Origin of the sequence: Providencia sp. PROV122 (genome assembly GCF_028482365.1) — a bacterium.
Taxonomy (GTDB): domain Bacteria; phylum Pseudomonadota; class Gammaproteobacteria; order Enterobacterales; family Enterobacteriaceae; genus Providencia; species Providencia stuartii.
Genome location: NZ_JAMPQI010000009.1, coordinates 183,068 through 208,539, shown reverse-complemented (window position 1 = coordinate 208,539; position 25,472 = coordinate 183,068). Strand labels below are relative to the sequence as shown.

At 39.3% G+C, this 25,472-nt stretch carries 26 protein-coding genes; 10 read left to right on the top strand and 16 right to left on the bottom strand.

Going from position 1 to position 25,472, the window contains the following annotated elements:
• Positions 1-64 precede the first annotated feature (64 nt).
• Positions 65-1,489, bottom strand: a complete 1,425-nt coding sequence (locus tag PSE69_RS08345; protein ID WP_004919324.1) for an aminotransferase-like domain-containing protein — start codon at positions 1,487-1,489, stop codon at positions 65-67.
• A 251-nt stretch (positions 1,490-1,740) separates the two neighbouring features.
• Here PSE69_RS08345 and PSE69_RS08340 point away from each other — a divergent pair, with 251 nt between their 5' ends.
• The 6 genes from PSE69_RS08340 to zinT all read left to right on the top strand — a co-directional run bounded on the left by PSE69_RS08340 (position 1,741) and on the right by zinT (position 6,423).
• A complete protein-coding gene (locus PSE69_RS08340; protein WP_004919322.1) occupies positions 1,741-3,078 on the top strand; it encodes a cytochrome ubiquinol oxidase subunit I in 1,338 nt (445 codons plus the stop codon).
• On the top strand, positions 3,068-4,078 hold the full coding sequence (gene cydB, locus PSE69_RS08335) for a cytochrome d ubiquinol oxidase subunit II (RefSeq protein WP_004919319.1): 1,011 nt from the start codon (positions 3,068-3,070) through the stop codon (positions 4,076-4,078). The genes PSE69_RS08340 and cydB overlap by 11 nt, the downstream gene beginning before the upstream one ends.
• A complete protein-coding gene (locus PSE69_RS08330; protein WP_036940052.1) occupies positions 4,035-4,214 on the top strand; it encodes a DUF2474 domain-containing protein in 180 nt (59 codons plus the stop codon). The genes cydB and PSE69_RS08330 overlap by 44 nt, the downstream gene beginning before the upstream one ends.
• Positions 4,215-4,380: 166 nt before the next feature.
• The gene (locus tag PSE69_RS08325; protein ID WP_121875080.1) at positions 4,381-5,220 is read left to right on the top strand and encodes a siderophore-interacting protein; all 840 of its coding nucleotides are present in this window, start codon (positions 4,381-4,383) and stop codon (positions 5,218-5,220) included.
• 206 nt (positions 5,221-5,426) lie between these two features.
• Entirely contained in the window at positions 5,427-5,606 is a 180-nt protein-coding gene (locus tag PSE69_RS08320) for a hypothetical protein (RefSeq protein WP_004919309.1), read from the top strand.
• 172 nt (positions 5,607-5,778) lie between these two features.
• On the top strand, positions 5,779-6,423 hold the full coding sequence (gene zinT, locus PSE69_RS08315) for a metal-binding protein ZinT (protein ID WP_004919308.1): 645 nt from the start codon (positions 5,779-5,781) through the stop codon (positions 6,421-6,423).
• A gap of 62 nt (positions 6,424-6,485) precedes the next feature.
• On the opposite strand, the gene phoH is transcribed toward zinT, so the two are convergent.
• A complete protein-coding gene (gene phoH / locus PSE69_RS08310) occupies positions 6,486-7,271 on the bottom strand; it encodes a phosphate starvation-inducible protein PhoH (RefSeq protein ID WP_004919306.1) in 786 nt (261 codons plus the stop codon).
• A gap of 508 nt (positions 7,272-7,779) precedes the next feature.
• Between phoH and PSE69_RS08305 the strand changes: the two genes are divergently transcribed.
• Positions 7,780-8,325 carry a toxin-antitoxin system YwqK family antitoxin gene (locus tag PSE69_RS08305; RefSeq protein ID WP_004919304.1) on the top strand — a complete coding sequence of 182 codons (546 nt, stop codon included), beginning with the start codon at positions 7,780-7,782 and terminating at the stop codon, positions 8,323-8,325.
• 88 nt (positions 8,326-8,413) lie between these two features.
• On the opposite strand, the gene PSE69_RS08300 is transcribed toward PSE69_RS08305, so the two are convergent.
• The 3 genes from PSE69_RS08300 to PSE69_RS08290 all read right to left on the bottom strand — a co-directional run bounded on the left by PSE69_RS08300 (position 8,414) and on the right by PSE69_RS08290 (position 11,041).
• The gene (locus PSE69_RS08300; protein WP_004919302.1) at positions 8,414-9,472 is read right to left on the bottom strand and encodes an endonuclease; all 1,059 of its coding nucleotides are present in this window, start codon (positions 9,470-9,472) and stop codon (positions 8,414-8,416) included.
• A gap of 298 nt (positions 9,473-9,770) precedes the next feature.
• Positions 9,771-10,235, bottom strand: a complete 465-nt coding sequence (locus PSE69_RS08295; protein WP_004919301.1) for a threonine/serine exporter — start codon at positions 10,233-10,235, stop codon at positions 9,771-9,773.
• Positions 10,232-11,041: a threonine/serine ThrE exporter family protein gene (locus PSE69_RS08290; protein WP_042116536.1), complete on the bottom strand. Its 810-nt coding sequence runs from the start codon at positions 11,039-11,041 to the stop codon at positions 10,232-10,234. Before PSE69_RS08290 ends, PSE69_RS08295 begins: the two co-directional genes overlap by 4 nt.
• 187 nt (positions 11,042-11,228) lie before the next feature.
• On the opposite strand from PSE69_RS08290, the gene PSE69_RS08285 reads away from it, so the two are divergent.
• The gene (locus PSE69_RS08285; protein ID WP_036940046.1) at positions 11,229-11,861 is read left to right on the top strand and encodes a TetR/AcrR family transcriptional regulator; all 633 of its coding nucleotides are present in this window, start codon (positions 11,229-11,231) and stop codon (positions 11,859-11,861) included.
• A 12-nt stretch (positions 11,862-11,873) separates the two neighbouring features.
• Here PSE69_RS08285 and PSE69_RS08280 read toward each other — a convergent pair whose 3' ends face one another.
• Complete coding sequence (locus PSE69_RS08280; protein WP_014658252.1) at positions 11,874-12,278, bottom strand: hypothetical protein; 405 nt, start codon at positions 12,276-12,278, stop codon at positions 11,874-11,876.
• 240 nt (positions 12,279-12,518) lie between these two features.
• Here PSE69_RS08280 and PSE69_RS08275 point away from each other — a divergent pair, with 240 nt between their 5' ends.
• A complete protein-coding gene (locus PSE69_RS08275; protein ID WP_104873426.1) occupies positions 12,519-12,812 on the top strand; it encodes a DUF5339 family protein in 294 nt (97 codons plus the stop codon).
• A 161-nt stretch (positions 12,813-12,973) separates the two neighbouring features.
• On the opposite strand, the gene PSE69_RS08270 is transcribed toward PSE69_RS08275, so the two are convergent.
• From PSE69_RS08270 to PSE69_RS08225, 10 genes are all read right to left on the bottom strand, one after another.
• Positions 12,974-13,411 carry a universal stress protein gene (locus tag PSE69_RS08270; protein ID WP_004919296.1) on the bottom strand — a complete coding sequence of 146 codons (438 nt, stop codon included), beginning with the start codon at positions 13,409-13,411 and terminating at the stop codon, positions 12,974-12,976.
• 187 nt (positions 13,412-13,598) lie between these two features.
• Positions 13,599-13,937 (bottom strand): hypothetical protein, encoded by a 339-nt coding sequence (locus PSE69_RS08265; RefSeq protein ID WP_004919295.1) that lies wholly within the window; start codon positions 13,935-13,937, stop codon positions 13,599-13,601.
• A gap of 187 nt (positions 13,938-14,124) precedes the next feature.
• A complete protein-coding gene (locus PSE69_RS08260; RefSeq protein WP_004919294.1) occupies positions 14,125-14,553 on the bottom strand; it encodes a universal stress protein in 429 nt (142 codons plus the stop codon).
• A gap of 115 nt (positions 14,554-14,668) precedes the next feature.
• Positions 14,669-15,106, bottom strand: coding sequence for a glyoxalase/bleomycin resistance/dioxygenase family protein (locus tag PSE69_RS08255; RefSeq protein ID WP_060561299.1), 438 nt, complete (start codon positions 15,104-15,106; stop codon positions 14,669-14,671).
• Between the two features lie 60 nt (positions 15,107-15,166).
• A complete protein-coding gene (locus tag PSE69_RS08250; RefSeq protein ID WP_053110867.1) occupies positions 15,167-16,081 on the bottom strand; it encodes a Gfo/Idh/MocA family protein in 915 nt (304 codons plus the stop codon).
• 375 nt (positions 16,082-16,456) lie between these two features.
• Positions 16,457-17,239 carry a YaeF family permuted papain-like enzyme gene (locus PSE69_RS08245; RefSeq protein WP_014658248.1) on the bottom strand — a complete coding sequence of 261 codons (783 nt, stop codon included), beginning with the start codon at positions 17,237-17,239 and terminating at the stop codon, positions 16,457-16,459.
• Positions 17,240-17,497: 258 nt separating this feature from the next.
• A complete protein-coding gene (gene sra, locus PSE69_RS08240) occupies positions 17,498-17,722 on the bottom strand; it encodes a stationary-phase-induced ribosome-associated protein (RefSeq protein ID WP_004919289.1) in 225 nt (74 codons plus the stop codon).
• Between the two features lie 339 nt (positions 17,723-18,061).
• On the bottom strand, positions 18,062-19,081 hold the full coding sequence (locus PSE69_RS08235) for an ABC transporter permease (protein WP_004919287.1): 1,020 nt from the start codon (positions 19,079-19,081) through the stop codon (positions 18,062-18,064).
• A gap of 9 nt (positions 19,082-19,090) precedes the next feature.
• Positions 19,091-20,647 (bottom strand): sugar ABC transporter ATP-binding protein, encoded by a 1,557-nt coding sequence (locus tag PSE69_RS08230; RefSeq protein WP_014658247.1) that lies wholly within the window; start codon positions 20,645-20,647, stop codon positions 19,091-19,093.
• A 57-nt stretch (positions 20,648-20,704) separates the two neighbouring features.
• Entirely contained in the window at positions 20,705-21,628 is a 924-nt protein-coding gene (locus tag PSE69_RS08225) for a substrate-binding domain-containing protein (RefSeq protein ID WP_014658246.1), read from the bottom strand.
• A 559-nt stretch (positions 21,629-22,187) separates the two neighbouring features.
• Between PSE69_RS08225 and PSE69_RS08220 the strand changes: the two genes are divergently transcribed.
• The gene (locus PSE69_RS08220) at positions 22,188-25,445 is read left to right on the top strand and encodes a M66 family metalloprotease (RefSeq protein ID WP_272513894.1); all 3,258 of its coding nucleotides are present in this window, start codon (positions 22,188-22,190) and stop codon (positions 25,443-25,445) included.
• Positions 25,446-25,472 lie beyond the last annotated feature (27 nt).

The window sequence follows — 25,472 nt, the reverse complement described above, 5'->3', positions numbered from 1 at the left end:
GTTATGATAATTAAGAGTGGCAAACTTAGTGACTTAGGGCAATGTTTCGACACTTAAAATGTGACTAACCACGTTTCTCGGTAATCAATGAATAACATAAACGCCCTAATGTTTTCATCGCCTGTTCTAACTGTTCATTCCAAGTAAATGAAGTATTAAGTCTAAACGCATGGTTAAACTGATCACTGGTTGAAAACATACTGCCAGGCGCAATGCTTATCCCTTCCTTAAGGGCTAATTGGTAGAGACGTACCGCATTAAAAGGTGGTTCGAATTCTAACCATAAAAAATAGCCCCCTTTTGGCGTATTCACTTTAACGGAAGGCGGCATATATTGTGCGATTGCGCCTAACATTTGGTGTTGCCGCTGCTCCATTGTCTGACGTAATTTCCGCAAGTGGTTGTCATATCCCCCCTGAGTAAGGTACTCCGCGATCGCCAGCTGTGTTGGAACGCTGGCAGAAACAGTACTCATCATCTGTAAATGCTGAATTTTTGTCGCGTGTTGCCCTGCCGCCACCCAACCGACCCGATACCCCGGTGCTAAACATTTCGAAAATGACGAACAATGGAAAAAGTTACCCTTAGTATCTAAAGCTTTGGCAGGGATCGGCTGTTGATTACCAAAGTACAATTCGCCATACACATCATCTTCAATCAAAACAATTTGATTTTTATTCAAGATCTCCACCAGCCGTTTTTTATTTGCTGGCGGCATCGTCCCCCCAAGTGGGTTCTGGTAATGCGTCATTAACCAACAGGCTTTTATGGGGTATTTTGCGGCAATATCTTCCAATGCGTCCAAATCAATCCCAAATAACGGATCTGTTTTAATGGCGATCGCTTTTAATTTTAGGCGTTCAATAGCCTGTAATGAACCATAAAAGGCAGGTGATTCGATAACCACCCAATCTCCCGGTTGGGTTACCGATTGTAGGCTTAATACTAGTGATTCCATCGCACCAGCCGTGATCACAATTTCATCGGGGGCAACATGGATCCCTTGGCTGGCATAGCGCTGAGCGATATTACGGCGTAATTGCTCGTTACCCGGCGGTAAATTCGCTGTCGTATTAAACCTCGCTAAACGCCGAGCCACTGACGCGAGAGTTTTCCCTAATTTCGGTTCATCAAGCAGTGCCGGTTCAGGGAATGCTGAGCCAAATGGAATAATGTCAGGATCTTTACAAGCTTGCAAAACACCAAAAATAGAGGCGTTGATCTCAACATTTTCATTAAGATGCAGGCCTTTTCCTCCCTTTGCTGCCGCAAAATTCGTATTTCGACGAGCAACATAGTACCCTGATTGTGGCCTTGCAGCGATCCAACCTTGGCTTTCGAGCAATTGGTAAGCCTGTACAACTGTCATTAAACTCAAACCTGATTGTTTTACACTTTCCCTAAGTGACGGTAATCTATCGCCAACTTGCCAGATATTATCTTCAATCTGTTGGCGTATTTGTGCAGCCAGTTGTTCGTATCGCGTCATATCCGCCTCAACTGTTATAGTTAATAACTCAAAAATTGTTACTATTATAGTTTATCGTCTCATGTTCTACTTATCCATACATTCACCTGACTTTTTTTTAACTATAAGCACAAAACTTTTTCGTTAGGTTTGTGGTTTTTTTCACAAGCCTGTCGTTTCAATGATTATTTTTGCTACGGAACAGCACCAACATTGCTAACGGAAAAACGAAACTGTGATGTGCGCATTATCAATGCCAATCAGGGGTCAATATGTTTGGACTAACTGCGCTGGAACTGGCTCGTATACAATTTGCGTTTACAGTCTCGTTCCATATTATTTTCCCAGCGATCACCATCGGGCTGGCGAGTTTCCTCGCGGTACTCGAAGGCTTGTGGCTGAAAACTCGGGATAGTGATTATATAAAATTGTTCCATTTTTGGTCGAAAGTCTTTGCGGTCAATTTCGGTATGGGGGTTGTTTCTGGCTTGGTGATGGCTTACCAGTTCGGAACTAACTGGAGCTTTTTTTCCGACTTTGCCGGTGGTATCACAGGGCCATTGCTAACTTATGAAGTCCTCACTGCTTTTTTCCTAGAGGCGGGCTTCCTTGGTGTCATGCTATTCGGTATGAACCGTGTTGGTGAAAAATTGCACTTCTTTGCAACCTGCATGGTTGCTCTCGGTACTATCATCTCAACGTTTTGGATCCTTGCATCAAACAGCTTTATGCAAACACCGCAAGGGTTTGAAATTATCGATAACCGCATCGTTCCCGTTGATTGGTTAGCCGTTATTTTCAATCCTTCATTCCCTTATCGGTTATTGCATATGACCACAGCGGCATTCCTTGCAGCCGCATTTTTCATTGGTGCTTCAGCAGCTTGGCACTTGCTTAAAGGCAATAAATCTTCTGCCATGAAGAAAATGTTTTCCATGTCATTATGGCTGATTTTAATTTTAGCGCCTCTGCAAGCCCTTATTGGCGATGCTCATGGGTTAAATACCCTAAAACATCAACCCGTTAAAGTCGCGGCTATGGAAGGTCATTGGGAGAATAAACCAGGTGAAGCCACCCCATTGATCCTTTTCGGTATTCCTAATATGGAAAAAGAGAAAACCGAATACGCACTCGAAATTCCCTATCTTGCGAGCATCATTTTGACCCATAGTCTTGATAAGCAAGTTCCTGCGTTGAAAGATTATCCACCCGAAGATAGACCAAATGTCTTCATGGTGTTCTGGTCATTCCGTGTCATGGTAGGGCTAGGTTTGTTAATGATTGCGGCTGGTGTTTGGGGATTATGGCTGCGTTATCGCAAAAACCTTTATGAATCGAAAGTTTTCTTGCGTTTTATGTTCGTCATGGCGCCATCAGGGCTAATCGCTATCTTAGCTGGTTGGTTTACCACTGAAATAGGTCGTCAGCCTTGGGTCGTCTATGGGCTACAAAGAACTGCGGACGCTGTCAGTGCGCATGGTGAAATGCATATGAGTATTAGTCTACTGGCTTTCTTTGCTGTTTACGGCAGTGTGTTCGGTATCGGCTATATGTACATGATGAAATTAATTCGTAAAGGGATCCAGGAGGATACAGCTCATGGGCATTGATTTACCACTCATTTGGTTTGTCATCATTGTCTTTAGTATTTTGATGTATATCGTGATGGATGGCTTCGATTTAGGAATCGGTATCTTGTACCCAGCCCTTAAAGATAGCCAAGATCGCGACTTGATGATGAACAGTGTCGCCCCGGTTTGGGATGGCAACGAAACTTGGCTAGTATTAGGCGGTGCGGGGCTATTTGGCGCTTTCCCGCTCGCTTATGCCATTGTGCTTGATGCCTTATCGATTCCTCTAACTTTTATGTTGTTAGCCTTGATTTTCCGAGGCGTGGCATTTGAGTTCCGCTTTAGAGCGGATGAGTCGCATCGTAAACATTGGGATCACGCCTTTATTTGGGGTTCGATTTTCGCCACTTTTGTTCAAGGCGTCGTTGTGGGTGCCTTTATTCAAGGCTTCCATGTTGAAAACCGTGTGTATATGGGCGGCTATTTCGATTGGTTCTCACCGTTCCCACTATTTTGTGGTTTTGGTTTAGTGGTTGCTTATGCACTACTGGCCTGCGGTTGGCTGATCATGAAAACTGAAGGTCATTTGCGCCAAACCATGTACCGTTTATTGCGACCATTAACACTCGTGATGTTGGCTGTGATTGTTATCATCAGTGCATGGACACCTGTTCTCAATGAGGCTATTTATAGCCGTTGGTTTAGCTTACCAAATCTCTTTTTCTTCCTGCCAGTTCCATTATTAGTCGTGTGGTGTGTTTGGGTCATGCTAAAAAGCGCCAAACGACAAAAATGGGATAGCATTCCTTTCTTAGCTGCGTTGCTATTAATTTTCCTTGGTTTTACGGGGTTAGGGATCAGTATTTGGCCAAATCTCATTCCACCCGCCATCAGTTTCCGTGATGCGGCTGGGCCAATGGAAAGTTTAGGTTTTATGCTTGTTGGCGCTCTATTTATTATCCCTATTATTTTGGTTTATACCTATTGGAGTTACTATGTCTTCAGAGGAAAAATTACCCCAGACCAAGGTTACCACTGATCAGGCTATTTCATCACCTTGGTGGAAAAAGATAGGTTGGATGGCGATTATTTGGTTAGGAAGTGTACTGGCGCTATTTGCATTCTCTTCCGTATTTAGGTTGTTAATGACTGCCGCGGGGATGAAAGTCAAGTAATCCCCCTCACACAAATGCCACACTCGTTTCTGACGAATGTGGCATTTTTTTGGATATAAAAATGTTTGGTTTCCGGTTATTTATATTCAATAAAACCATGATATGATAATGATAACAATTACCAAATAATAATTTTATCATTATCATAACTAAAAGGAGACCGCCTGTGGCTAGTGACAAACCCGTCGAAAAGAATATTTACCGCCCGGCGCCACCGCAGCTTGTTCAGGTCAAATCCATTACAGATATCAGCCCTTCTATTCGCAGCATTACCTTTACGGGAGAAAGACTGGGTGACTATCCAACACAATGTGAAGGTGGTCATATCAAAATTTTTCTCGCCCCTGATTTAAAAAGCGAGCCTGCATTACCAATACTCAGTGAACAAGGGCGCCGCTGGCCAGAAGATAAGCCACGCCCCTTTGTGCGTACATATACCGTTCGAGCAATCCGCCCAGAGGTTAAAGAAATAGACGTTGAATTTGCCATGCATGATGGCGCTTCAGGACCAGCATATTTATTCGCTCGCGATGCGGAACAAGGTCACTGGATGGGGATCACCAATCCAGGAGGGCCTGATCCATTATTACCTCATACGCAACACTATTTCATGGCAGGAGACTCAAGTTCATTACCAGCGATTGCAGCATTACTCGAAAAAATGCCTGAAAATGCGACAGGTAAAGTCGTTTTACGTTTAGATCACCAAGGCGATATTCGCGAATTAACTAAACCTGCTGGTATCGAGGTAATATGGATTTGTGGTGATATTAGTAAAAATAATGAGCTAATTAATACGTTCAAATCTTGGGATATCCCGACCGAAGATACATCATTTTGGATTGCCGGGGAAGACCAAATTATTCGCGATTTACGCCGTTTTATTCGCCGCGAAAAAGGGGTTAGTCGTGAAAGTATTTATGCGATACCTTATTGGCGTTATGGTTACGATGAAGAAGGTTATCATCAAGAAAGACATCATGTGATGGATAATCCTGATGATTAATATTTAATCTCTACTGATGAAAAGTGATGGCATTCACCATCACTTTATTATTGTGTAAAGATTCCACATAAACAATCCATTGAATAAAAACTTCAAAGTATGCTATCTGGCTATTTATCCATAAATTAAATATATTGATTAGCCAGCTGGTTTTTAAAAATTGATATTTTGAATTATGTTAGTCCTTTTCATTTTAGGAGGTTTATATGCGTTTAGGGTTATTAGTTATTATTGCTGTCCTCGTGTCTGGATGCGCCACTTCCCCCAATTCTGCTCACAAGGATAGTCAACCGAAAAATGATCCATATGAAGATAGCGTATTAAATACAATCAAGAAAAACCAAGAGATTTATAAAGAGCAGCAGATTAGAAAACCCAACTATTAAAGCCCTCTCTTCGAGTACTTTTCCCTAAAAACAGCCATTAACGTGGCCTGTTTTTAGTTTCCAATAGCTCAATCTTACCCACCCCCCCTATTCACCCCAAAAATATTTTTGCATTCATCAAGTGTTATGTTATAACATAACTTTAATTTATTATGGACTATAGGAACCTTCAATGAATAAGCAACCCCTTATTGCCGCTGCATTAAGTCTCAGTGCACTTTTTGTTAGCTTTAATACACAAGCTCATAGTCATGCTCACCCGCAATCCGAAAAAGCGATACAAGCAAGTAAAGGTATTTTTAATGATGTTGATGTAAAAGATAGAAAGCTCAGTGATTGGGATGGCATCTGGGAGTCAATTTACCCATTATTAATAACTGGCAAACTCGATCCCGTATTGGAGCATAAAGCAAAAAACAATAAAGACAAAACCGTCGATGAGTATCGCGCTTATTATAAAAAAGGTTATCAAACGGACGTTGAGAATATCAGTATTGAGAATAACATTATTGAATTTACCCAGAATGGTCAAATCAGCCGTTGTGAATACCACTATTCCGGTTTTAAAATCCTCCATTATACTTCCGGTAAAAAAGGGGTTCGTTATTTATTCGAATGCCAAGACAAACACTCAAAAGCACCGAAATATATCCAATTTAGTGACCATATTATTGAACCGCAGGCCTCAGGGCATTTTCACCTCTATATGGGGAATGAATCCCACGAAAAACTATTACAACAAATGGATAATTGGCCAACTTATTACCCCTATTCGCTTAATGATGAACAAATTGTCCATGAAATGCTGCATCATTAATCATCATTAGATTTGCAAATAGCCCCAGTTTTATTGGCTAACAACTGGGGCTATCACATCACTTAATGGCTATAAGCTAATAATGCTCGATGACAAAGCGTTGAACGCACACAATCATCTACCGTGAAATTAACCATTGAGACCATTTCATCACTGCTAAAACGTTGTAAGGCATCTGCCAAACCAGATATAACGCCATCAGGTAAATCACATTGCGTCACATCACCATTCACTATAACAGTGACATTTTCCCCTAACCGCGTTAAAAACATTTTCATCTGACTAACAGTAACGTTTTGAGCTTCATCCAGAATGACAATCGCATTTTCAAATGTGCGACCACGCATGTAAGCAAAAGGTGAAATTTCAACTTTGGCAATTTCAGGCCGTAAACAGTATTGCAAAAAGGAGTTACCAAGCCTTTTCACTAACACGTCATAAACGGGTCGGAAATATGGCGCAAATTTTTCAGCCATATCACCCGGAAGAAAACCGAGATCTTCTTCTGCCTGCAAAACAGGCCTTGTCACGATGATTTTGTTGATATCTTTATTGATTAACGCATCTGCTGCCAGTGCAGTACTAATATAGGTTTTGCCACAACCCGCCTCACCGTTCGCAAAAATTAATTGCTTGTGTTTAATCGAATTAATATAGAGCTTTTGCGCATCATTGCGTGGAGTAATCGGCGATGTATCACGCCGCTCTTTCGCCATACCAATAGGTTCAATCCCCGTAAAATCAGCAAAAGAGGCCACACTTGCCATTTCGTAACGACCTGCGCGCTCTTTACGTAATGACCGTTTCATTTCACGACGCGTCTTTGTTGCAGCTTTCTGTCTACTCATAGTATTAACCCTTCCAGGTATCGTTAAAGTCAATTCAAATGACGGACTATTCAGAACAGAGAGGAGCTCCCTTCAAGCTCATGTTGGTTGAACATGCAATAAAAAAACCGGTTACTAATCTCACCATGACAATTTCATGATGGAGTAGTAACCGGCCTTGTAAAAACATTAACAAAGACTTAGTTCCCATTAGTTCCTCCCTGCTGGATCACACCCGTAAACTAATGAATTTATATGACACTATTATGACGAACCGTAAAAATATTACACACCCGACTTTTTATCATGCTACATTTATTCCTTATAAACAGACTATACCCCCGTCTATATTTTGTTTGCAACAATAAATTAACATTTATTCCCTACAATTATTCCGTATTTATCATAGCTTAAGAAGATTCTGACTGATATTTAACTAAATATGACTATATTTTATTGATAGGTATAGGAAAAATATTATTTTCCAGTGCCTAACTGAAATTTTCATATTTACCTCAATAGGGACATCATGATAAAAAAACACTTATTAAAACCAACCTTACTTTTCTCCTTTGCTCTACTTATCTCTGGTTGTCAACTACTCACACCAACATCTTCAAAATCTGATCTAGATGCACTTCGTGAACTCAAAGGTATTGAATTTCCTTCAACTAAAACGCCAGAAGGCACACCTGAAGGCGCTTATGAATTTCATTATGATAATGGCCAATTGGAAACCAGAAGTTGGGTTAAAAAGGGGTGCTTAGATCGTTACATTGAGTCATTCTATGAGAATGGTAACGTTAAAATGTATACGCCAGTTAAAAACTGTAAAGTGAATGGATTAGTACGGATTTACCATGAAAATGGTCGTAAGGATATCGAAATGACCGCTACTGACGGAAAACTTACAGGCCCATTTAAAGTTTATCACGACACCCCAAGCAACAACGTTTATGCTTCCGGTGTTTTCAAAGATGGTGAACCACAAGGTTTTATCTCTGAATTTGATGAAAATGGGCAGTTCGTTCAAAAATCCGCCGTTATTAATGGCAAAATTGTCAGCGAAAAATAATATAAAAAAACCCAAAAGTGATGAACAGCACCCCAAACGTTGTAGTACAACTTTGGGGTGTTTTTTTACTTTACCTTAAAAACACCTTTTAAGGCTTACAGTTACCTGCCAATTCATAGCCTGCGGCTTGTGCGGCTAACTCATCGCTGAACATCACTGCATTTTTATCGGATGTTGTTTTAAAACCAGAGCAATGTGCTAAATGGTATTTATGTGAGTTACGATTACCTTTTACTTGAGTACTGGTTTCAGATGCTTGAGGTTTTGGTGTCTCTTTTGTAGGTGCAGGCGATAACTTATCAACTTGCTTAATCCCTTGAGCACTATTTTTATGCCCAAGCTCCCATTTCATTTCCCCCGTGACAAAGGGGTTATGGTGCCCCATGATTGCAGCAATGCGTTCGTCACGTTGTTTTTCCCACTGACTCGGCGGATATTGTCTATCCCATGCCATCAATAGTTGTTGCTGTTGACGTGACATCGACAAGTTATAACGGTCATGCATGTAAAAATAGACACGAGCCACTTGCCCCTTCACTTCATCTCTAGGTTCAAAAACGCGTTGCTTAAAATCAACTCGGCTACGACATTGACCATAAGGATATTGCGCATTAGAGGGAAGTTGAGCATAGCTAAAATTACTACGGTCACCATTTACTTCACCAATTGATGGTGCAAGGTTATGCATATCGGCTTCCATCTTACGAAAGATAGGATCTGTTGAAACACAGTTTTTACGTCCACCGTTCTGCCAACATTGTCTCTGATGACCAAATACCCATGCCGGAACAATATGTTCCCACTCAATACGCATTGCCCTATTTTGCTGTTTACGGACTTGGTAACCACACGAGTTTAAATCGACTACCCCACCACTTTTACCGGCCCACTCCCATTTACAACCACAGTAAAGTGTTCCCTCACCTTGATTGTTTTGATCCAGATATACTTTAGTTTTACTTAATAATTTCGCTTCATCAAACTGTCCTGGCGCAGCGATAAGCGGGAAAGTAAATATTAATAAAAAGAATGACAGTACCCATTTTGGGTACAATGAAGCGAATATTTTATTCAAAATAACACCACTGATGTTTTGATAATAAACAATTAACTTAAATGCGTTAGTGCATCCTGTAATATACTGCATATTTTCTTATGCCAGTACCACACAACCGAATATAAGCTTTTTTGCAGCTAATGAATATTAGAAACAACCGACTTACCACGATAAAATTGCACAACTACTCCATATTAGAGCAATTCAGTTATGTTAATAATTCTAATTAATAACAGGAATTGTTTATTAATCAATCTAACAACTTATAGTAAAAGCTATTGAAAGAGATATCAGATTAATTTTGAATAAAGGCTAGGTTGCCATAGTAAATAAAGTCAATAAAACGCCTTCTTGAATATCACATTTACCGAAGGCGCTTCTTGTTTTTTTATACACTTGGGCGTTTACGATATAACCACAAACCAGGAAGGGATAGACCAATTGATAAGGCCCCAACAATAAATGACGCTCGTAAAAAGTTGGTCACAAGGGTTTCAAATAACTCAGGGGTATAACCTAAATGAGAAATTTTGACGACGGAGATCATTGCGGTATAAGCACTGATCCCCGGAAACATCGGTATTACTGCTGCAACCGTAAAAACTTTAGGATGTGCTAACCATGTTCGAGACCATTGAATACCAATCGCGCCAATAAGAATAGCGGCAATAAAACTTGCCCATTCAATATTTAAGCCAAGTGTCATCATAGTCATACGTGAGCCATGACCAATAGCCCCTAACAACGCACAATATTTCAATGCTTTGATCGGTACATTAAATACCATCGCAAAGCCAACAGCAGGGATAGCCGCTAGTAACATATCCTCTAAAAGTGCCAGTAAAAAACTCATGCCCACTCCCTTAGTCCCCAAATTGCCATTGCAATCACAACACCAATACATGTCGCCAGCGTCAGTAAGCTCGCCATCATCCACCGCGCTAACCCTGTATTAACATGGCCTTTAAACATATCGGCCACCGCATTAATTAATGGAAAACCCGGCACGAGTAGCAATACACTTGCTGCCATCGAAATACTTGCTGTCGGAGCAAAAAATGGCAATTTTAATAATAATCCGGAAACAGACGTTGCCACAAAAGCAGTAATACAAAAGTTAATCAAAGGATTCATTTGCCGAGAAGTCAGCACCTGACGAATATACATTGCACAACCACTCGCAATCAATGTCACTAAGGAGCCATCCCATCCTCCCCCATTTAATTTACTAAAGCAGGCACAAGATAGAGCAACCATCAGCACCATTATCCAGCGTGGATAACGTAATGGTTTTATTGAGGACAATTTCTTCTCAAGTTGTTTGCGATCCAAAAGGTGATGCTCAACTAAAATGACAGCATGCTGTACCTCTGTCACCACATGCATATTAATACCACGGTCAATAATACGACGCGTCGACGTTAAACAGTGACCTTCAATTATGGTTGTCAGCACTAATGAATTCGAGGAAATAGCACTATCAACTTGATCTGCCCCGAGTGCAATCCCTAAGCGGCAGGTAAGCTGCTCCACCAGCATACTCTCCGCACCATGTTGTAATAATAAGAGGCCACACTGTATACATAATCGAGTGATCTCCCTTTGTGTTTCGGTAATCGCATGAATACCTTGCAACTCATCGATAGCCTCCCCTTTCATTTTTCCTCCAATCCACTGCGATGATTTAGATAACGATTTAAACGTGATAACCTTTAGCAACATCATAAAGTGAAATAATAGCCTGAATTATGATCTCTTTCAGGTTAAAGCATGATTAGTCATCACGAACTTTGCCTTTTCATGATAAGAATAGTTAGATAAATCATAATGCTAGGATGAGTATTGCATGAGTAGCCCATTTTTCGCTAAAACCCCTAAGGGGCAGCGTCGTAATAAAGCATTAATTAGTGCGGCTTCTGAAATTTTTATTCAATATGGATTTGAAGGAACAACACTTGATATGATCATTGAGCGTGCAGGAGGCTCTCGTTCCACGCTGTATAAAAACTTCGGTGATAAAGAAGGATTATTCGCTGCGGTCGTTGCATCAATGATTGACGATATTTTCGCCGATGATGAAAGTCATAATCCCCCTTCTCTCCATAGCATTGAATCTGTATTGTCTTTTTACGGCGCACGGTTTTTACTGAATGTGATTAAACCACAGTCTATTGGTTTATATCGTTTGATCCTTGGTGAATATAACCGCTTTCCTGAAATTAGCCATGCTTTCTTTGAACAAGGGCCAGTACGTAGTTATCGGCTATTAACTGAGAAACTCCTTGAATTACCTGAAGTGAAAGTTAACGAACAAACGCTATTAAGTATTTCATCTCGATTTTTAGAAATGTTAAAAGCAGATGTTTTTATTAAAACCTTCTGTGTCACTGATTTTAAACCTAGCGATGAATTTATCACGCAACAAATTGCGCTCTCAGTGGACATCATCGCCAGTTATATTCGTAAAATTAGCCAATAGCGGTCATCGTCATTAAGAAATCAATGCCGTAGCATATTTTTTCGCTGCGGCGATGTTATGTTCAATAAACACTTCAGGCCCATAAAATGCAGAAAGTAACGGCGCCATTTGTTCCATATCTTCTTTATCACTCCCATCCGGTTGTAACGTCACCACCATTGCACGGCAGTGTTCAACCATCGGCTCTTTAGCATGTTTTAACCAACGGCGAACATATTTCATGGCATTCATATGTTCCTCAGACGGTTTTTCTTTGCTCTGTTTGACCGGCGGATAAACTAATACAAATTGCGCCCTTCTTGCCAATAACATATCCATTTCTTCTAACCATAAACGCGTTTCATCTAAGGTTTTTGGAAATGAATGGATTACACAAACTGGCCACTCAGCCGTATCAATAATCGTCTTATTTTGCATACCTAGCTCCCCCACAAAAAAGTGTACTTAACTGTACACTTTCAATTGCAACAGAGTCAAGAATGATTCTCATTTATCTTTTTGCAAATTATGCTATTCACGCGGTGCTGTTATTACAGATAATTCCTAATATGCAGCAAAATTACCTACAGTAGAAAATATTGATTAAGAGAGGTGATGTCTTTTTGAATATGGAATGCTATTCTCGTTTTATTGTTACATCAAAAAAGCGAATAAATTATGAAAAAAAGATTTTCAGTTGCTTTCGGGGTTGCTGCACTATTAGCTGCATTTGGTGCGAATGCAGGAAAAAATTGCGATACTTATTTCCAAGAAATGAATGTGCTGGTTAAACAAGCTGAAGAGCAGTACAAAAATGACCCTAATGTTAAAGAAAGGATCACTGAGATGAAACATCAATTGGATGAAGCGAAAAAAGCACTCGCTGATTATCCAGAAGATGCTCAAGAACAAGCATGTGAACAAGGCATTCAAGCTATTAAAGCAGCTAAAGAGGCAGTGGAAGGTAAATAATTTTTATCTCTATTATATTGATTTAATAGGGATGAATAAGCACCATCTGCTTTTTCGATGCGAATTTTAGCCTTGCTTTGGGCTAAGATGGTAATAGATTTGCGTTAAAGATTAGAGCGTTAATAAGGCCAGTATAATACTGGCCTTATTGTATTGGCGGGTTATCTGACTACCAGTACAGATATTTTCGCATAAGAAACAATGCCTGATGCGTTTGACCCTAGTAAGTGCGTTGTGATACTCGGGTTACGTGAACCAATCACAATCAGATCCGCACCTATTTCTTCTGCCTCAGCTAACACTTTATCTCTCGGTGAACCAAAAGCGACTTTGTAAGAAATATCTTCTTGTGGGTAATCGATCTTAGCAATAATCTCTTTTAACTGCTCTTCTGAACGTTCAACGGCTTTTTTAGCAAATGAAGATAAAAGATCATAATGATAGCTATAGCTCATTGAGAACCTTGAAACATCAGGAACTGAGTGGAAAAGATGTATTTTTGCCCCCGACATTTTTGCTAAATAAATTGCGTGTTTTAATGCTTTATCCGTCAGAATATCTTCAGAAATGTCTACGGGAACCAAAATTTTATTGTACATGCGATACCCCTATTAATTAGTCATCATTCTATTATCCACCTGTGATCCCTTAGTGCGATGTGATAACTAGGATACACTTTGTGAATGTTTATCTTTTTTGTTCACCAAAAGTATAGTCTTAATAAAAACAAACTGCCGTGAGCTACCAGACGATTTGTTAAAGCAAGTTCACAATTTTATCAATATGCTAACTATCTTCTAAGTGCCATTTATGTAAGATGCGGTGCAAAAAAGGTGTGACAATTAAGCCAATACTAATAATGAATACGCTCTGTAAAAACAGCCCATATATTGCGATAAAAAAACGCCCACCTTGCGTGATTGGTGCAGGCTCTATTGCTTGCCCACTTAGCATGGATAATGCATTAAGCATTGACTCCATCAAAGAATGACCTTCAATAAAATAAAAGCCAATAATACCGGGTAACAGCCCAAGGAAAAAAACCAATAGCGACAAAAAATAAAAACGTAATACCCTGAATAAGAAATGTTCAATGCGGATAACTTCTTGCGAAAACTTTTCCATAAATAAGCTCACCATTCCCAATAAAAATAGGGCCTATTCGGCTGAACTGTTACACTCAATACCTGATACCCAACAAGATAGAAGAAAAAGGTTTAATCACTCATCGCTTTATGACGATCGCGTAAAATAAAAAATAATGGGTTCAATAAAACCTATGCTAAATATCAGCATAGGTTTATTTAAAAAATTAACGAACTACCAATACAGAGGTTTCTGCGTAACGAACAATGCCCGCTGCGGTAGAGCCTAGGAGGTGTGTAGAAATATTCGGACGGCGTGAACCGATAACAATAATATCGGCGTTAATGTCTTTTGCAGTATTAATCACTTCATCACGAGGTGAGCCAAACGTTATGGTATAATTGACATCAGATAGTGGTAAATCAATCGTATCCATCAACATTTTCATGTCTTCTTCTGCTTTAACGGTTGCACGGTCTTTTATTTCCATATAACCAAGTGCATACGCATTAATAATAGCAGAAGAGATTGGTAGCACATGGATCAAATGAATTTTCGCACCAGACTGTTTAGCTAAATTAACTGCATGGCGAACAGCTTTACTTGTCAGTTCATCCTCAGTTAAATCTATAGGAACCAGAATCGTTTTATACATAACCCCTCCTGATAGAAAAAAGAATTTAAGTTAACAACAAAATTATAATCAAATACGCAAGAATGTCTCTTAAACAACAAGATAAATGAGATCTCTCGCTACAAATTATTAACTATTATTCTCTTAACCATGGTGTAACGGTTAAACCAACCAACATTCCTTCGGGGCTAAGTAAGCGTGTAACCATTTGTCCCCAAGGTTCCATTCGCTCATTAACTAAAATGGAATAACCTTCATTAATAAAACATTGAGTGGCTTTTGATAAATTAGCGACTTCAAATTCTATCCAGCTTTGAGGAACAAGGTGCGTTTCCGGCCAATGATCGACACCAAAACAAGATTGTGCAGCTTGAGATAATGGCCATAACGCAAAGTGTTTAACACCACTAAGCTGTTCTTCTTCGCTGGTGAAATAATCCTGATTACCTTCCATTGCCTTTAAAGGTAAACCTAAAGTTTTAACATAGAAAGCATAACTTACATTAGGCTCACGTGTTATCGGACCAAAACCTGCAACAAATAAAATTTCTGAAGCTTGATGCGAACTTAACATATTAATCCTATATAAGACTGGTATGGAATGGTTTATGAGCTGAGAAACAATGAACAGTATTTACGCAATGCTTAACATTTTCTCTACCATTTGTTGAGCATAAATCGCCTGCTCACCACTGACGTCAGGCTCGCTACCATGGCTCACCGCATCAATAAAATGGCGAATAGCCCCATCGAATCCACGTTGAACCAATATCGACTCCCAACTAGAAGGTTGTTTTTGTTTTATCCCCTCGTGACTTTCACTCATCCAATGATTCATGTTTGTCACTTGGTAGACCCCACCATCACAAATTGCTGCAACTTGCTCGCGTTGACTACCCGCTCGGCGATGCATTGATGTCGTCACTAAACATTCATTCACTTTCAGATGATGCTCTGCATAGCATAACGCTTGCTCCTCAGTTGCAATAATATTGCCTCCCAATAATTTTGCTTCGCTTCCCACGAGCCAGATAGCGGTATCTACAACGTGTAAATAATCATCTAGCATAGTAAAACGGACATTTTGAGGGCCTAGACTGTCACTACGATGTTTTTCCATACGTAATGAAGCAACTTGACTGAGGTGTTGTTTGAGTTCTTGATAAAAAGGTGAAAAGCGCCGATTAAACCCAACCATAAGCGAACGTTTCTGTTTATGTGCAAAGTCCACTAATTGCTCTGATTGGGAAAGTGTCTCAGCAAGCGGTTTATCAACATACACATGTACGCCGTATGATAACAAACTGTAAATAACTGAAAAATGGCTGGCGGTACTACTGTGTACAAAAACCGCATCACACTGCTGGGCCAGCTGTTTTATATCTGAATACAGTGGAATACGATAGTTATCACAGACGATTTTTGCTTTCCTTTGATTTGGTGAAAATGCCCCTATCAGTTGCCAATTATCTGTTTTACTCAGTATCGGTAAATAGGCTTTTTGCGCAATAGAGCCTAACCCTACGATACCAATGCGTAATGTTCTCATCAAAGATTGACCTCTGTGCTGACGGTGTAGGAAGGATACTGACAAGTATAACGAACAACTTATTTCGAGTACTAACTTGTTTTATAAAAATTTATTCAAATTATCCTTAAAAGAGCCAAAAATAACGCATTGAATTTTAATTATTTTTTATAAAAACGAATTTATAGGGGGTAAAATTCGCATAATAAGACATAAAAAAGGGTTGATTTATCAAATGAGAATGGTTATCTTTTACCTAACGAATACTTGAGTAAATTACTCAAGCTTTCGTAAACGACATTGCTCACATTGCTTCCAGTTTTAGCAGGCCAACTTCTCTGAGTTGGCCTTTTTTTTCATTAACACGTCGCCACAACCCCACTTTATTGACGATATTTATCTCAGGTGAAGCGCACTCGATAAACTCCAAGATTTCAAGTGCCCTACATAGCTTAAACGATGGGTCGGAACAAAGGTCGGCACATCCCCTGTTCGCATATGAAGGATATCCGCTGGCGTTATCCATGCTGAATTCCCTTCAAATAACGGAAGTCCTGCATATTTATAGGCATCAAGGACAAACTGCGAACAAAAGAAGCCGTTAGCTTGGTCTACATCGCTACCTAACTGTACCGTCGCTAACGTTCTCAAACAAAAATTACGGATCGTTTGACCAATAAAAGGTAATTCACAAACGCGCTTTGTCACCATCCAAGGCGCTATCATCACTATCCCTTTAAAGTTATATTTGCCCCCTTCATTTTGCATAGAAAATTCACGTAATTTATGGGCGTGAATAGAGGTTAACCCCTCTTGCCGCAACACCACCATATTATTTGAGTCCGAGATAGCTTGATCGAGCGTAATGATCCTCACGCCACTGCCGACAGATTCCGCTACTTCACCAGCCCCCAAATATATTGAGGCATGACTCACCCCACTAATACTAAAAAGACGGATACCCCATGAATTAATTCCCGTTGCGGAAGACAATAAAATATCGCCTGGTAACATATCAGCAGCAGAGAGCGCCTCTACAGATTCTTTAATCGGTATCGTATTGGCTTGTTGAATGCTAAATTTTAATCGGTTACTTTCTTCATCCGTTCTAAAGCCTGTCGAACATCCTGCCACTGAAATAACACAAAAACAAAAAATTAAATATTTAAAATAAGCCAACGGGAATACCTACCCTATTTCTATTTATACGCCAATTCAATGTAACCAAGTTCCATGACTTTTTCATCGGAAACGTCTCAATATTTTATTTATTTGTAATTTTAAATAGTGACAATAATCACATATTGACCATTCTAATATGAAGATGAGGTAGCGGTCGTACTGGTTGCAAGAAAAAGAGTAAGAAATGAGGTAGGAATATCATTTGGTGTTTTTAACCCTCTAGCAATGCCAGAGGGTCAACATTCACTCAATTAATTAGCTAATAACATATTCAGGATAGAATACCGTTGTTGAGTGGTAGGTTTTTTTCTCTGTCGCTTTATTATTTAATGCCGCAACTACAGGTTGATTTTGTAATTCAGCGGGCAGCTGTTCCGTCACATTTTCTTTTGCTACGACAGAAACTCGAATATTTTTCTTAGAACGACTTAACTTATAAGGCATTCCTAATAAGCGACGTGCTGCATTATTACTTACCATTATATCGACTCCTTAACTACAACATTTAAATTCAGCAATAAGCTGAATATCAAAAACATAGCCAGTGTTGACTGCATGGGTTATTTTAAATTTTACTCAAAATTCAAAAATAACCCTAATAGTATAGCATCGATAAAATATAAGTGAATGAAATTAAACTAATTAGTTTCACAAGGGAACTATCTGAGGTGGAATTTTTATAAGATATCAATATTATTAGCACTAAAATTTAAAAAGTATCAACCTGTATTTTCTTAGCGTTAAACCCTTATTTTCTTATGATAAACGCCTTCTTATTAAAATAAAAAGGCGTTTATCTTTTATAAATAGTGAAAATATTTAACTGGCACCACGTCTATTTTTGGCGTAAGTATCAAAAGCAACAGCTAAAATAATGATCAGTCCAGTAATAATTTGCTGATAATACGCTGAAACATTCATTAAAACTAAACCATTAATTAATATTCCCATAATGATTGAGCCAATAATGGTTCCTCCGATACGACCATATCCCCCCATTAATGATGTACCACCAATCACAACAGAGGCGATCACGCGCAGTTCAAATGTCATCCCCGCTACCGCTTCAGCACTCCCTAAACGTGCACTCAGCACAAACCCAGCCAGCCCAGCTAAACAGCCAATCACCACATACACACTGACAAGAACACGTTTAACGTTCACCCCTGCTAACCGAGCTGCTTCTTGATTACTGCCAACTGCGTAAACAAAACGCCCCCAGCGGCTTTTATGCAGCGCTAAATAGCCTATCAATGCCACAATCGCAAAGATCCAAATAGGCACCGAGATCCCCAGTAGCTCCCCACGCCCCCACCAACGATAGCCAGCATCAAAACCTGAGATTGGTGCACCATCATTAATCACTAATGTCAGCCCACGCCAAATTGTCATGCCACCTAATGTGACGATGAATGGTGGAATATTCAGCCGCGTGATCCCAAGACCATGTAAAAACCCGATCCCTGTGCCTACCGCTAAGCAGATAGCTAATCCAACTAACCAGCTCATCCCTCCCCAAGCATTAGGATCTAAGCCGACTAAATTATCACCTTTAATCACAAACGCCGCTGTCATCGCGCAAACCGCCAGTATTGAGCCAACAGACAAATCAATACCAGCGGTTAAAATCACCAACGTCATCCCCACGGCCATAATTCCATAGATAGACACTTCGGTTAAAATATTAGTGATATTGCGTTCAGTCAGAAAATTACTGTTTTGGGTTTGAAAAAATAGCACCAACAGCACCATAAAAATCAAGACACCAAAGCGCTCAAAAAAAGCGATGAAATCTATTTTTTTACGGCCGACCGCCGTAGAAGATTGTTGTTGTAACATGTAAACCTCTCATACGACCATTTCTGCTGGTGAGTTTTGATGGCAAATAGCCATCATCATCATTAACTTCTCTTCTGTTGCATCATCACCTTTAATCTCCCCCGTTAAACGGCCCTCGCTCAACGTGATGATCCGGTCTGAAATCGCCATGACTTCAGGTAAATCAGAAGAAATAACAATAACCGCAACGCCTTTTTTCGCCATCTCAAAAATAACCTGATGAACTTCCGATTTGGTTCCAACATCAATACCCCGAGTTGGCTCATCAACAATTAATACTTTTGGCGACATGGCCATACACCGTGCAAGAATGACTTTTTGTTGGTTACCACCAGACAATTTACGCACTTCTTGCTCACTGCTGGCCATTTTGATTTGTAGTGCTTGTTTGTAGCTTTCTATCAAGGCGTTTTCTTTATTGCTATCCACCATCCACCCCATTTTAAGTAGATGTGATAACGCTGAAAGTGATAGGTTGTAACGAATGGATAATCCCAGCGCGGCGCCTTCTTTTTTACGATCTTCTGGAACGAGTGCAATTCCCTTATCCAGTGCATTCATTGGGGTCGTTGGCTGATAAGGCTCACCATCAAGGATAAACTCACCCGTGGTATATTTATCTGCGCCGAATAAACAGCGTGCCACCTCAGTCCTTCCCGCCCCCATAAGGCCCGCAATACCCAGTATTTCGCCTTCATGAACATCAAAACTAATATCGTGAAGCGCGATACCATGAGGATCTAAAGGTGGCTTAGTTTTCGATAAATGTTTCACCGATAGGCGAATCGGTTTGTCTCGATGATATGTTTCGCTGGCCGGCCTACGTTCAAAAATCACATTCCGCCCAACCATCATACGTATGATCTCTTGTACTGAGGTCTCAGCCACATTCCCCGATCCGGTGTATCTGCCGTCTTGAAATACCGTGAACTTGTCACATATCTGAAAAACTTCATGTAAGCGATGTGTCACGTAAATGACGCTCACCCCACGGTTTTTCAATTCCCTAACAACACGATGCAGACTTTCTACTTCAGTATCGCTTAGAGCCGCTGAAGGCTCATCCATCACAATTAATTTAGCATTGAGCGTCAGTGCACGTGCAATTTCAATCATTTGCTGCTGGGCAACACTTAACCGTGCCACTTGGGTCGTTGGCAAAATTGCCAATTGAAGATAATCAAGGATCGCTTTGGCTTCCTGATTAAGGACTTTTTCATTAATCATCCAACGCATTTTTAGCGCTTCACGCCCTAAAAACATGTTTTCCGCTACCGTCATATTCGGTAGCAAATTAAATTCTTGATAGATAGTAATAATCCCTTTTTGTTGGCGAACAATCGGGGTATCTGTTATGGAAAGCAATTCACCGTTAAACCAAATATCACCACTGGTTTGCGGTTGAGCGCCTGCAAGTGCCTTTAAGAAAGTGGATTTACCCGCACCATTTTCCCCCAATAACGCATGCACTTCCCCTGGCATCACTGTCATTTGGGCTTGACTTAGCGCCCAGATCCCTGAAAAGCTTTTGGCAAGATTTGTAATTTTAAGTAGTGGCTCTGACATAAAAACTCCTTTTCAGGAAAACAGGGCTCACCGAGCCCTGAATAGCACTGTAAATGACTATTTCAATTCACCAATACGTTCCGCTTGATCAAGGTTATCTTTGCTAATAATTGTGGGAGGGTAATCCGCGCCTGTGATCGCTTTTTTGTCACGAATATTATCGACCAATTGCCCCATCGCCATTTTTACTGCGTAGCCTGCGCGCTGATCAGCCGTTACAGCCATCCAACCTTCCTTAATACGACTAAGTGCTTCAGGACTTGCATCAAAACCTGTCACTAAAATGTCGCCCGGTTTATAACCTTGCGCGCTCAGCGCCTCAATCGCACCAAGGGCCATATCATCGTTAGCAGATAAGATCACATCCGGTTTTTTCGCGAGTGAAGGCAATAAACTTTCGGTGATGCGCATCCCTTCCGCTCGCATCCAATTACCATTTTGGTCAGCGACTAAGCGGTATTTACTCCCCCCTTCTTTTAAGCTATCGCGGATCCCTTTCGTACGTTCAATATTTGATGAGGAGCCAGGTTGCCCTGTAATTAAGATCAGATCGGCGCCATTTGGAAACTGCTTTTTGACATATTCCGCAATGGCGTAACCGCCTTTGTAATTATTAGCCCCAAAATGCGGCACTGGTTGTTGTGCATTAATGGTTCTATCAAGAGTCACCACCGGTAAGCCAGCGCTTTGAATTTCAACCACCGCATCGGCAATGGCATTGACATCATTAGGTGACACAATAAAGCCCTGTGCACCTCGTGTGATCGCATTTTCAATATCAGCAACCTGCTTAGGTGAGCTACCTTGCCCATCTAAGACTTGAATATTGACTCCTAACTCTTTAGCGGTTTTCACCGCCGATTTCTGCATATGCACTTCAAACGGGCTAGCCAATGTTGGCGGACTAAAGACAATTTGCTCATTTTCAGCCATCACACTCGGTGTTAAACCCAATACAGCAACCAGCGCGGTTAATTTCATGATATTTTTCATTTTGCCCTTCCCACTGATTATGAATACATGTTGTGTTTTGATGTCACCAATATTTAACATGGCGATAACATAGATATACATTAATGAAACATATATTCCAATTTTTATTATATGAAAATTTTGTTTTTGTTGTGTTGATAACGAAATTAAGTGGAAAGTCAGAAAATTATGTTACAAAGATCACAGATTTCTCTCATTCTATCCCCTGATTAAGGGGACTTCGGCGCCTTTTTTACCCCTTGAGATCTTGGTGATTTCTTTCGTAAAGAAATGAAATATTCATTCTATTTTATTAACCGATGGGATTATCTCTAAGCGAATTGCTATTAATGAATAAATCAAGAAATTCAAGTGTTCAGAATGAACAACTGACTGATTATTTGGATAAATTAAGATTAACTATAAAATAATTTGCTTATCATTTTTATTTTTTTCTTTATTATCTAATACTGCTAATAAAATGAAGATATTAGCAATAAACTAATCAATTAAAAGGATTTATATGCTAGCTTTGACAATTTGCATTTGCCAAAATCGTCATGAAGTGATGATACCGACAACACAATTAAATAAAGAAAATGATACTCATTCATCTCATTTATTAGGTCTTAATGACCTTAATAATAACCCAAATACACTGTTTGATTTTTGGCAATCGTTGATAGATAACCTTGTTATCTCACGGTTATTTGATACACAGATTAATAATCATGCGCTGATTAAAAAAATGACCGATGAACAAGGGGTGTATAATAAGTTATTGTCTGAATACAAAGAAAAACTAGGGAAAGTTTTTTACTATAATACAAATAATTATCCAAGTGATATCCAAGGGGATCTTAAGGGGAATGTATTTTATGCTCAACATAGCATTATCCCAGCCATTAATCGAATTGATGATGATATACAACCTCATCTCGTTTCAGGCCGTAAAACATTGGTGATATTTAAGCCTCATGAAAAAATCAAAGAAAATGAGCAATTAAATATTAAGGTCTATAATGAGGATAATGAAAAGATATATTCAACCTACCTACTTCCACCATCAAAACTGCCTAAAATTGCAGGCACTGAGCAACGGTTTACCCGCTTAACACCTGACGATTTTACTATTCCTAAATCGTTTAATTTTACTATCAATGCATCAAAAAAGATTAAAGAATTGACTGAGAGCACAAACTACCTCAATCAACTTATGACCGAAAATGACATTATTAGAGTCGATATTGATGCTGAAAATTTATCTATTAACTTAGATAGTTTAAAAAAACGCCCGAATAAAAAACTCATATTGAATTTAGCGGATAATATCGATGCAAATATTAAATATAGAAATAATTCAATACCTCTCTCTGCACAGCAATCTTTTGTTATGATAAGCGATGAAACAGGTCGTTGGTTTACTCGTGATGAATCTAGATTGTCTTTTCACTATCAACAAGCGTTAAATATTGATAAATACAAAACCCCCGAAACCTTTGATGTGGAGTTTACGACAAATGATGATATTAATCATATCTCTAAGAACCCCAAATTATTCCAAGATATCATTAAAAAAAATGACACTATTAAAATAGCAACCAGAGATTACCATTGGGCGAAAGATTTTATTATTCCCAATAGTAAACAATATGCCAATAAAAAAATACTTTTCACTTCTCAAGCTTATTTTAATAGTGATATTACCTATGGCGATAATGAAGTTAGAATTACTACGGGTGAAACTAAGCTTTTTATTAGTGATGATGAAGGTGTATGGTCAATTTACTCTCCGGATACCCAAAGTACGGTTAACTATGCCTTGCCTCAATCATTTGATATCAAGATAAATAAAAACAAGGAATTGCAAAAAATATCAAAAGATATTTGCTATTTTAACGAAGTTATCAATAACAATGATAACATCCATATCGCAACGCGTAATGCTAATTGGGCCCGTCATTTTACATTAGAAACTCATCCCAATTTTAAAAATAAAAAAATTTATTTTTCATCAGAGGCTGACTATGACAGTCATGTTTTCTATGGTGACCAAAAAATAACGATAAAAAAAGGTGATAGCCAATTATTTGTTTGTGATGAATTTGGTTTTTGGCGTACATATGAAGGTGAGCCTTTAATTAATGATGACAGTGATGAAATCAGGTATATCGAAAATGGCTGGTCTGTTGCTATTCCTGCTGAATACATTAAGCCCAAAATAAGGTTGGAATTCGATTATCATGGAAAACAAGGTACGCTATCTGATATTTATGTCGGAGCCCCAACAGAACTTCTGCTCCATACTATCGATATCGGCATGTTGACTCCCTATAGAGGAGAATTAGCATTTCAAAAAAATGCTGAATTACAACGCCAATATTTCCAACAAATCCCTATTAATCGTTTAATCGTCTCTCACTACGCTCCAATCCACTTAAAAGAGATTGTTCTTCCTTCAGGAAAACATTTAACTCATCGTTCAGATGATGATGGAGGTGGGCATAATGGGGATATGCGAGAGCAAATTTCTAAAGATCTTATTTCAGATGGCATTAATTTAGCCAATTACGGCGTTCATTCATCGGCGACAAAAGAAAATAACTACTTACCTACCGCACAAATTACGATACATAATTCCCGTGGTATATATAAAAATGGTTTACAAGAGCACGGTTGGTCAGGAGGAGCGGGAAAAGCCACATTATACAACACCGTAGATAATGAATTTAGTCATGAACTGGGTCATAATTATAAGATTGGTCATTACTTTAAGGGATTTAAAGGCGGTGTTCATGCAACCCCCGATAAACCTAATTCAACATGGGGATGGGATGCCGACAACAACTTTTTTATTCCTAACTTTGAAAAAAAGAAAACAAATAAGTACACGGTTTTAGATGCGCGTGATCCTAATGCAGAAAAAGCAGAACCCTATATGCAACATGCAATGCTAAAAGATGCTATGTCTGGTGGTGAGCTATACGATAAAGCGTACAATGCGTACACATTACATACCCCAACAACGGCTCAAGCTATTCAACATTTTTTCGAGAACTCTGCAATATTTAGCAAAACATCGTCAACAGGTTATCAAAAGTGGGATCCCAATACACAAACAATGCAAGAGTACCTACCCCCTCATACAAAAAATATTTCTTTTGTGGATGTACCAATAGTAGATAATCAAGATGTTACGGAGACAACTTTATCAGCGCTACTTAATAAAAATGACCATATAAAAATAGAGAGTTATAATTCTCACTACCCACCCAATATTTATCTACCTCAAGCGGATCACAGCAATAAAAATAAAGTGATTGAGATAGATTGCACTTCTCAATGGAGTATTAAACTACATGTTAATGGTAATAAGCAGATAATCAGCCATAATACAAAAGTGTATTATATTTCAAATGGAGATTCATGGGAGCCGTCCTCTGAATTAACCTTCATTCAAAAACCCGTAAAACAAGGCGTTCCGGTTGTCACTTTAGTCGGTTTTTATGACCCACAAAATCAATTAAAAAGCTATATCTACCCTGCGTTAGAAGGCTCTTATGGGATGGTATACAACAACGATACTATCGATACGACTAAACCATATCTTGCAGTGACGCTACGTAATGGTGAGGTAAAACAATATCAACTTGATCAACACCGATTTATTAGCCAGTTAATGAATAAGTTCCACATTAATATTGAACGTCGCTTAGAGCCAGTAAAAGCAGAGTTATATGTTAAAGGGCAACGAGTCTCATCACAGCATATTGAACTAACTGATCAACCTCTTCCTACCACCATCAATGGTATTATTCAAAGTTAACTCTTGTGTACGCCTACTACAATACGT

What these genes read in the sequence shown, in the direction of transcription:
- PSE69_RS08300 (WP_004919302.1), bottom strand. Translation starts at nt 9,472, where the DNA reads ATGCAGTATATTACAGGATGCACTAACGCATTTAAGTTAATTGTTTAT.
- PSE69_RS08275 (WP_104873426.1), top strand. Translation starts at nt 12,519, where the DNA reads ATGAAAAAAAGATTTTCAGTTGCTTTCGGGGTTGCTGCACTATTAGCT.
- PSE69_RS08305 (WP_004919304.1), top strand. Translation starts at nt 7,780, where the DNA reads ATGATAAAAAAACACTTATTAAAACCAACCTTACTTTTCTCCTTTGCT.
- PSE69_RS08235 (WP_004919287.1), bottom strand. Translation starts at nt 19,081, where the DNA reads ATGTTACAACAACAATCTTCTACGGCGGTCGGCCGTAAAAAAATAGAT.
- PSE69_RS08290 (WP_042116536.1), bottom strand. Translation starts at nt 11,041, where the DNA reads ATGAAAGGGGAGGCTATCGATGAGTTGCAAGGTATTCATGCGATTACC.
- PSE69_RS08225 (WP_014658246.1), bottom strand. Translation starts at nt 21,628, where the DNA reads ATGAAATTAACCGCGCTGGTTGCTGTATTGGGTTTAACACCGAGTGTG.
- phoH (WP_004919306.1), bottom strand. Translation starts at nt 7,271, where the DNA reads ATGAGTAGACAGAAAGCTGCAACAAAGACGCGTCGTGAAATGAAACGG.
- PSE69_RS08340 (WP_004919322.1), top strand. Translation starts at nt 1,741, where the DNA reads ATGTTTGGACTAACTGCGCTGGAACTGGCTCGTATACAATTTGCGTTT.
- zinT (WP_004919308.1), top strand. Translation starts at nt 5,779, where the DNA reads ATGAATAAGCAACCCCTTATTGCCGCTGCATTAAGTCTCAGTGCACTT.
- PSE69_RS08345 (WP_004919324.1), bottom strand. Translation starts at nt 1,489, where the DNA reads ATGACGCGATACGAACAACTGGCTGCACAAATACGCCAACAGATTGAA.
- PSE69_RS08295 (WP_004919301.1), bottom strand. Translation starts at nt 10,235, where the DNA reads ATGAGTTTTTTACTGGCACTTTTAGAGGATATGTTACTAGCGGCTATC.
- PSE69_RS08330 (WP_036940052.1), top strand. Translation starts at nt 4,035, where the DNA reads ATGTCTTCAGAGGAAAAATTACCCCAGACCAAGGTTACCACTGATCAG.
- PSE69_RS08230 (WP_014658247.1), bottom strand. Translation starts at nt 20,647, where the DNA reads ATGTCAGAGCCACTACTTAAAATTACAAATCTTGCCAAAAGCTTTTCA.
- PSE69_RS08255 (WP_060561299.1), bottom strand. Translation starts at nt 15,106, where the DNA reads ATGTTAAGTTCGCATCAAGCTTCAGAAATTTTATTTGTTGCAGGTTTT.
- sra (WP_004919289.1), bottom strand. Translation starts at nt 17,722, where the DNA reads ATGGTAAGTAATAATGCAGCACGTCGCTTATTAGGAATGCCTTATAAG.
- PSE69_RS08250 (WP_053110867.1), bottom strand. Translation starts at nt 16,081, where the DNA reads ATGAGAACATTACGCATTGGTATCGTAGGGTTAGGCTCTATTGCGCAA.
- PSE69_RS08285 (WP_036940046.1), top strand. Translation starts at nt 11,229, where the DNA reads ATGAGTAGCCCATTTTTCGCTAAAACCCCTAAGGGGCAGCGTCGTAAT.
- PSE69_RS08320 (WP_004919309.1), top strand. Translation starts at nt 5,427, where the DNA reads ATGCGTTTAGGGTTATTAGTTATTATTGCTGTCCTCGTGTCTGGATGC.
- cydB (WP_004919319.1), top strand. Translation starts at nt 3,068, where the DNA reads ATGGGCATTGATTTACCACTCATTTGGTTTGTCATCATTGTCTTTAGT.
- PSE69_RS08280 (WP_014658252.1), bottom strand. Translation starts at nt 12,278, where the DNA reads ATGCAAAATAAGACGATTATTGATACGGCTGAGTGGCCAGTTTGTGTA.
- PSE69_RS08265 (WP_004919295.1), bottom strand. Translation starts at nt 13,937, where the DNA reads ATGGAAAAGTTTTCGCAAGAAGTTATCCGCATTGAACATTTCTTATTC.
- PSE69_RS08260 (WP_004919294.1), bottom strand. Translation starts at nt 14,553, where the DNA reads ATGTATAAAACGATTCTGGTTCCTATAGATTTAACTGAGGATGAACTG.
- PSE69_RS08270 (WP_004919296.1), bottom strand. Translation starts at nt 13,411, where the DNA reads ATGTACAATAAAATTTTGGTTCCCGTAGACATTTCTGAAGATATTCTG.
- PSE69_RS08220 (WP_272513894.1), top strand. Translation starts at nt 22,188, where the DNA reads ATGATACCGACAACACAATTAAATAAAGAAAATGATACTCATTCATCT.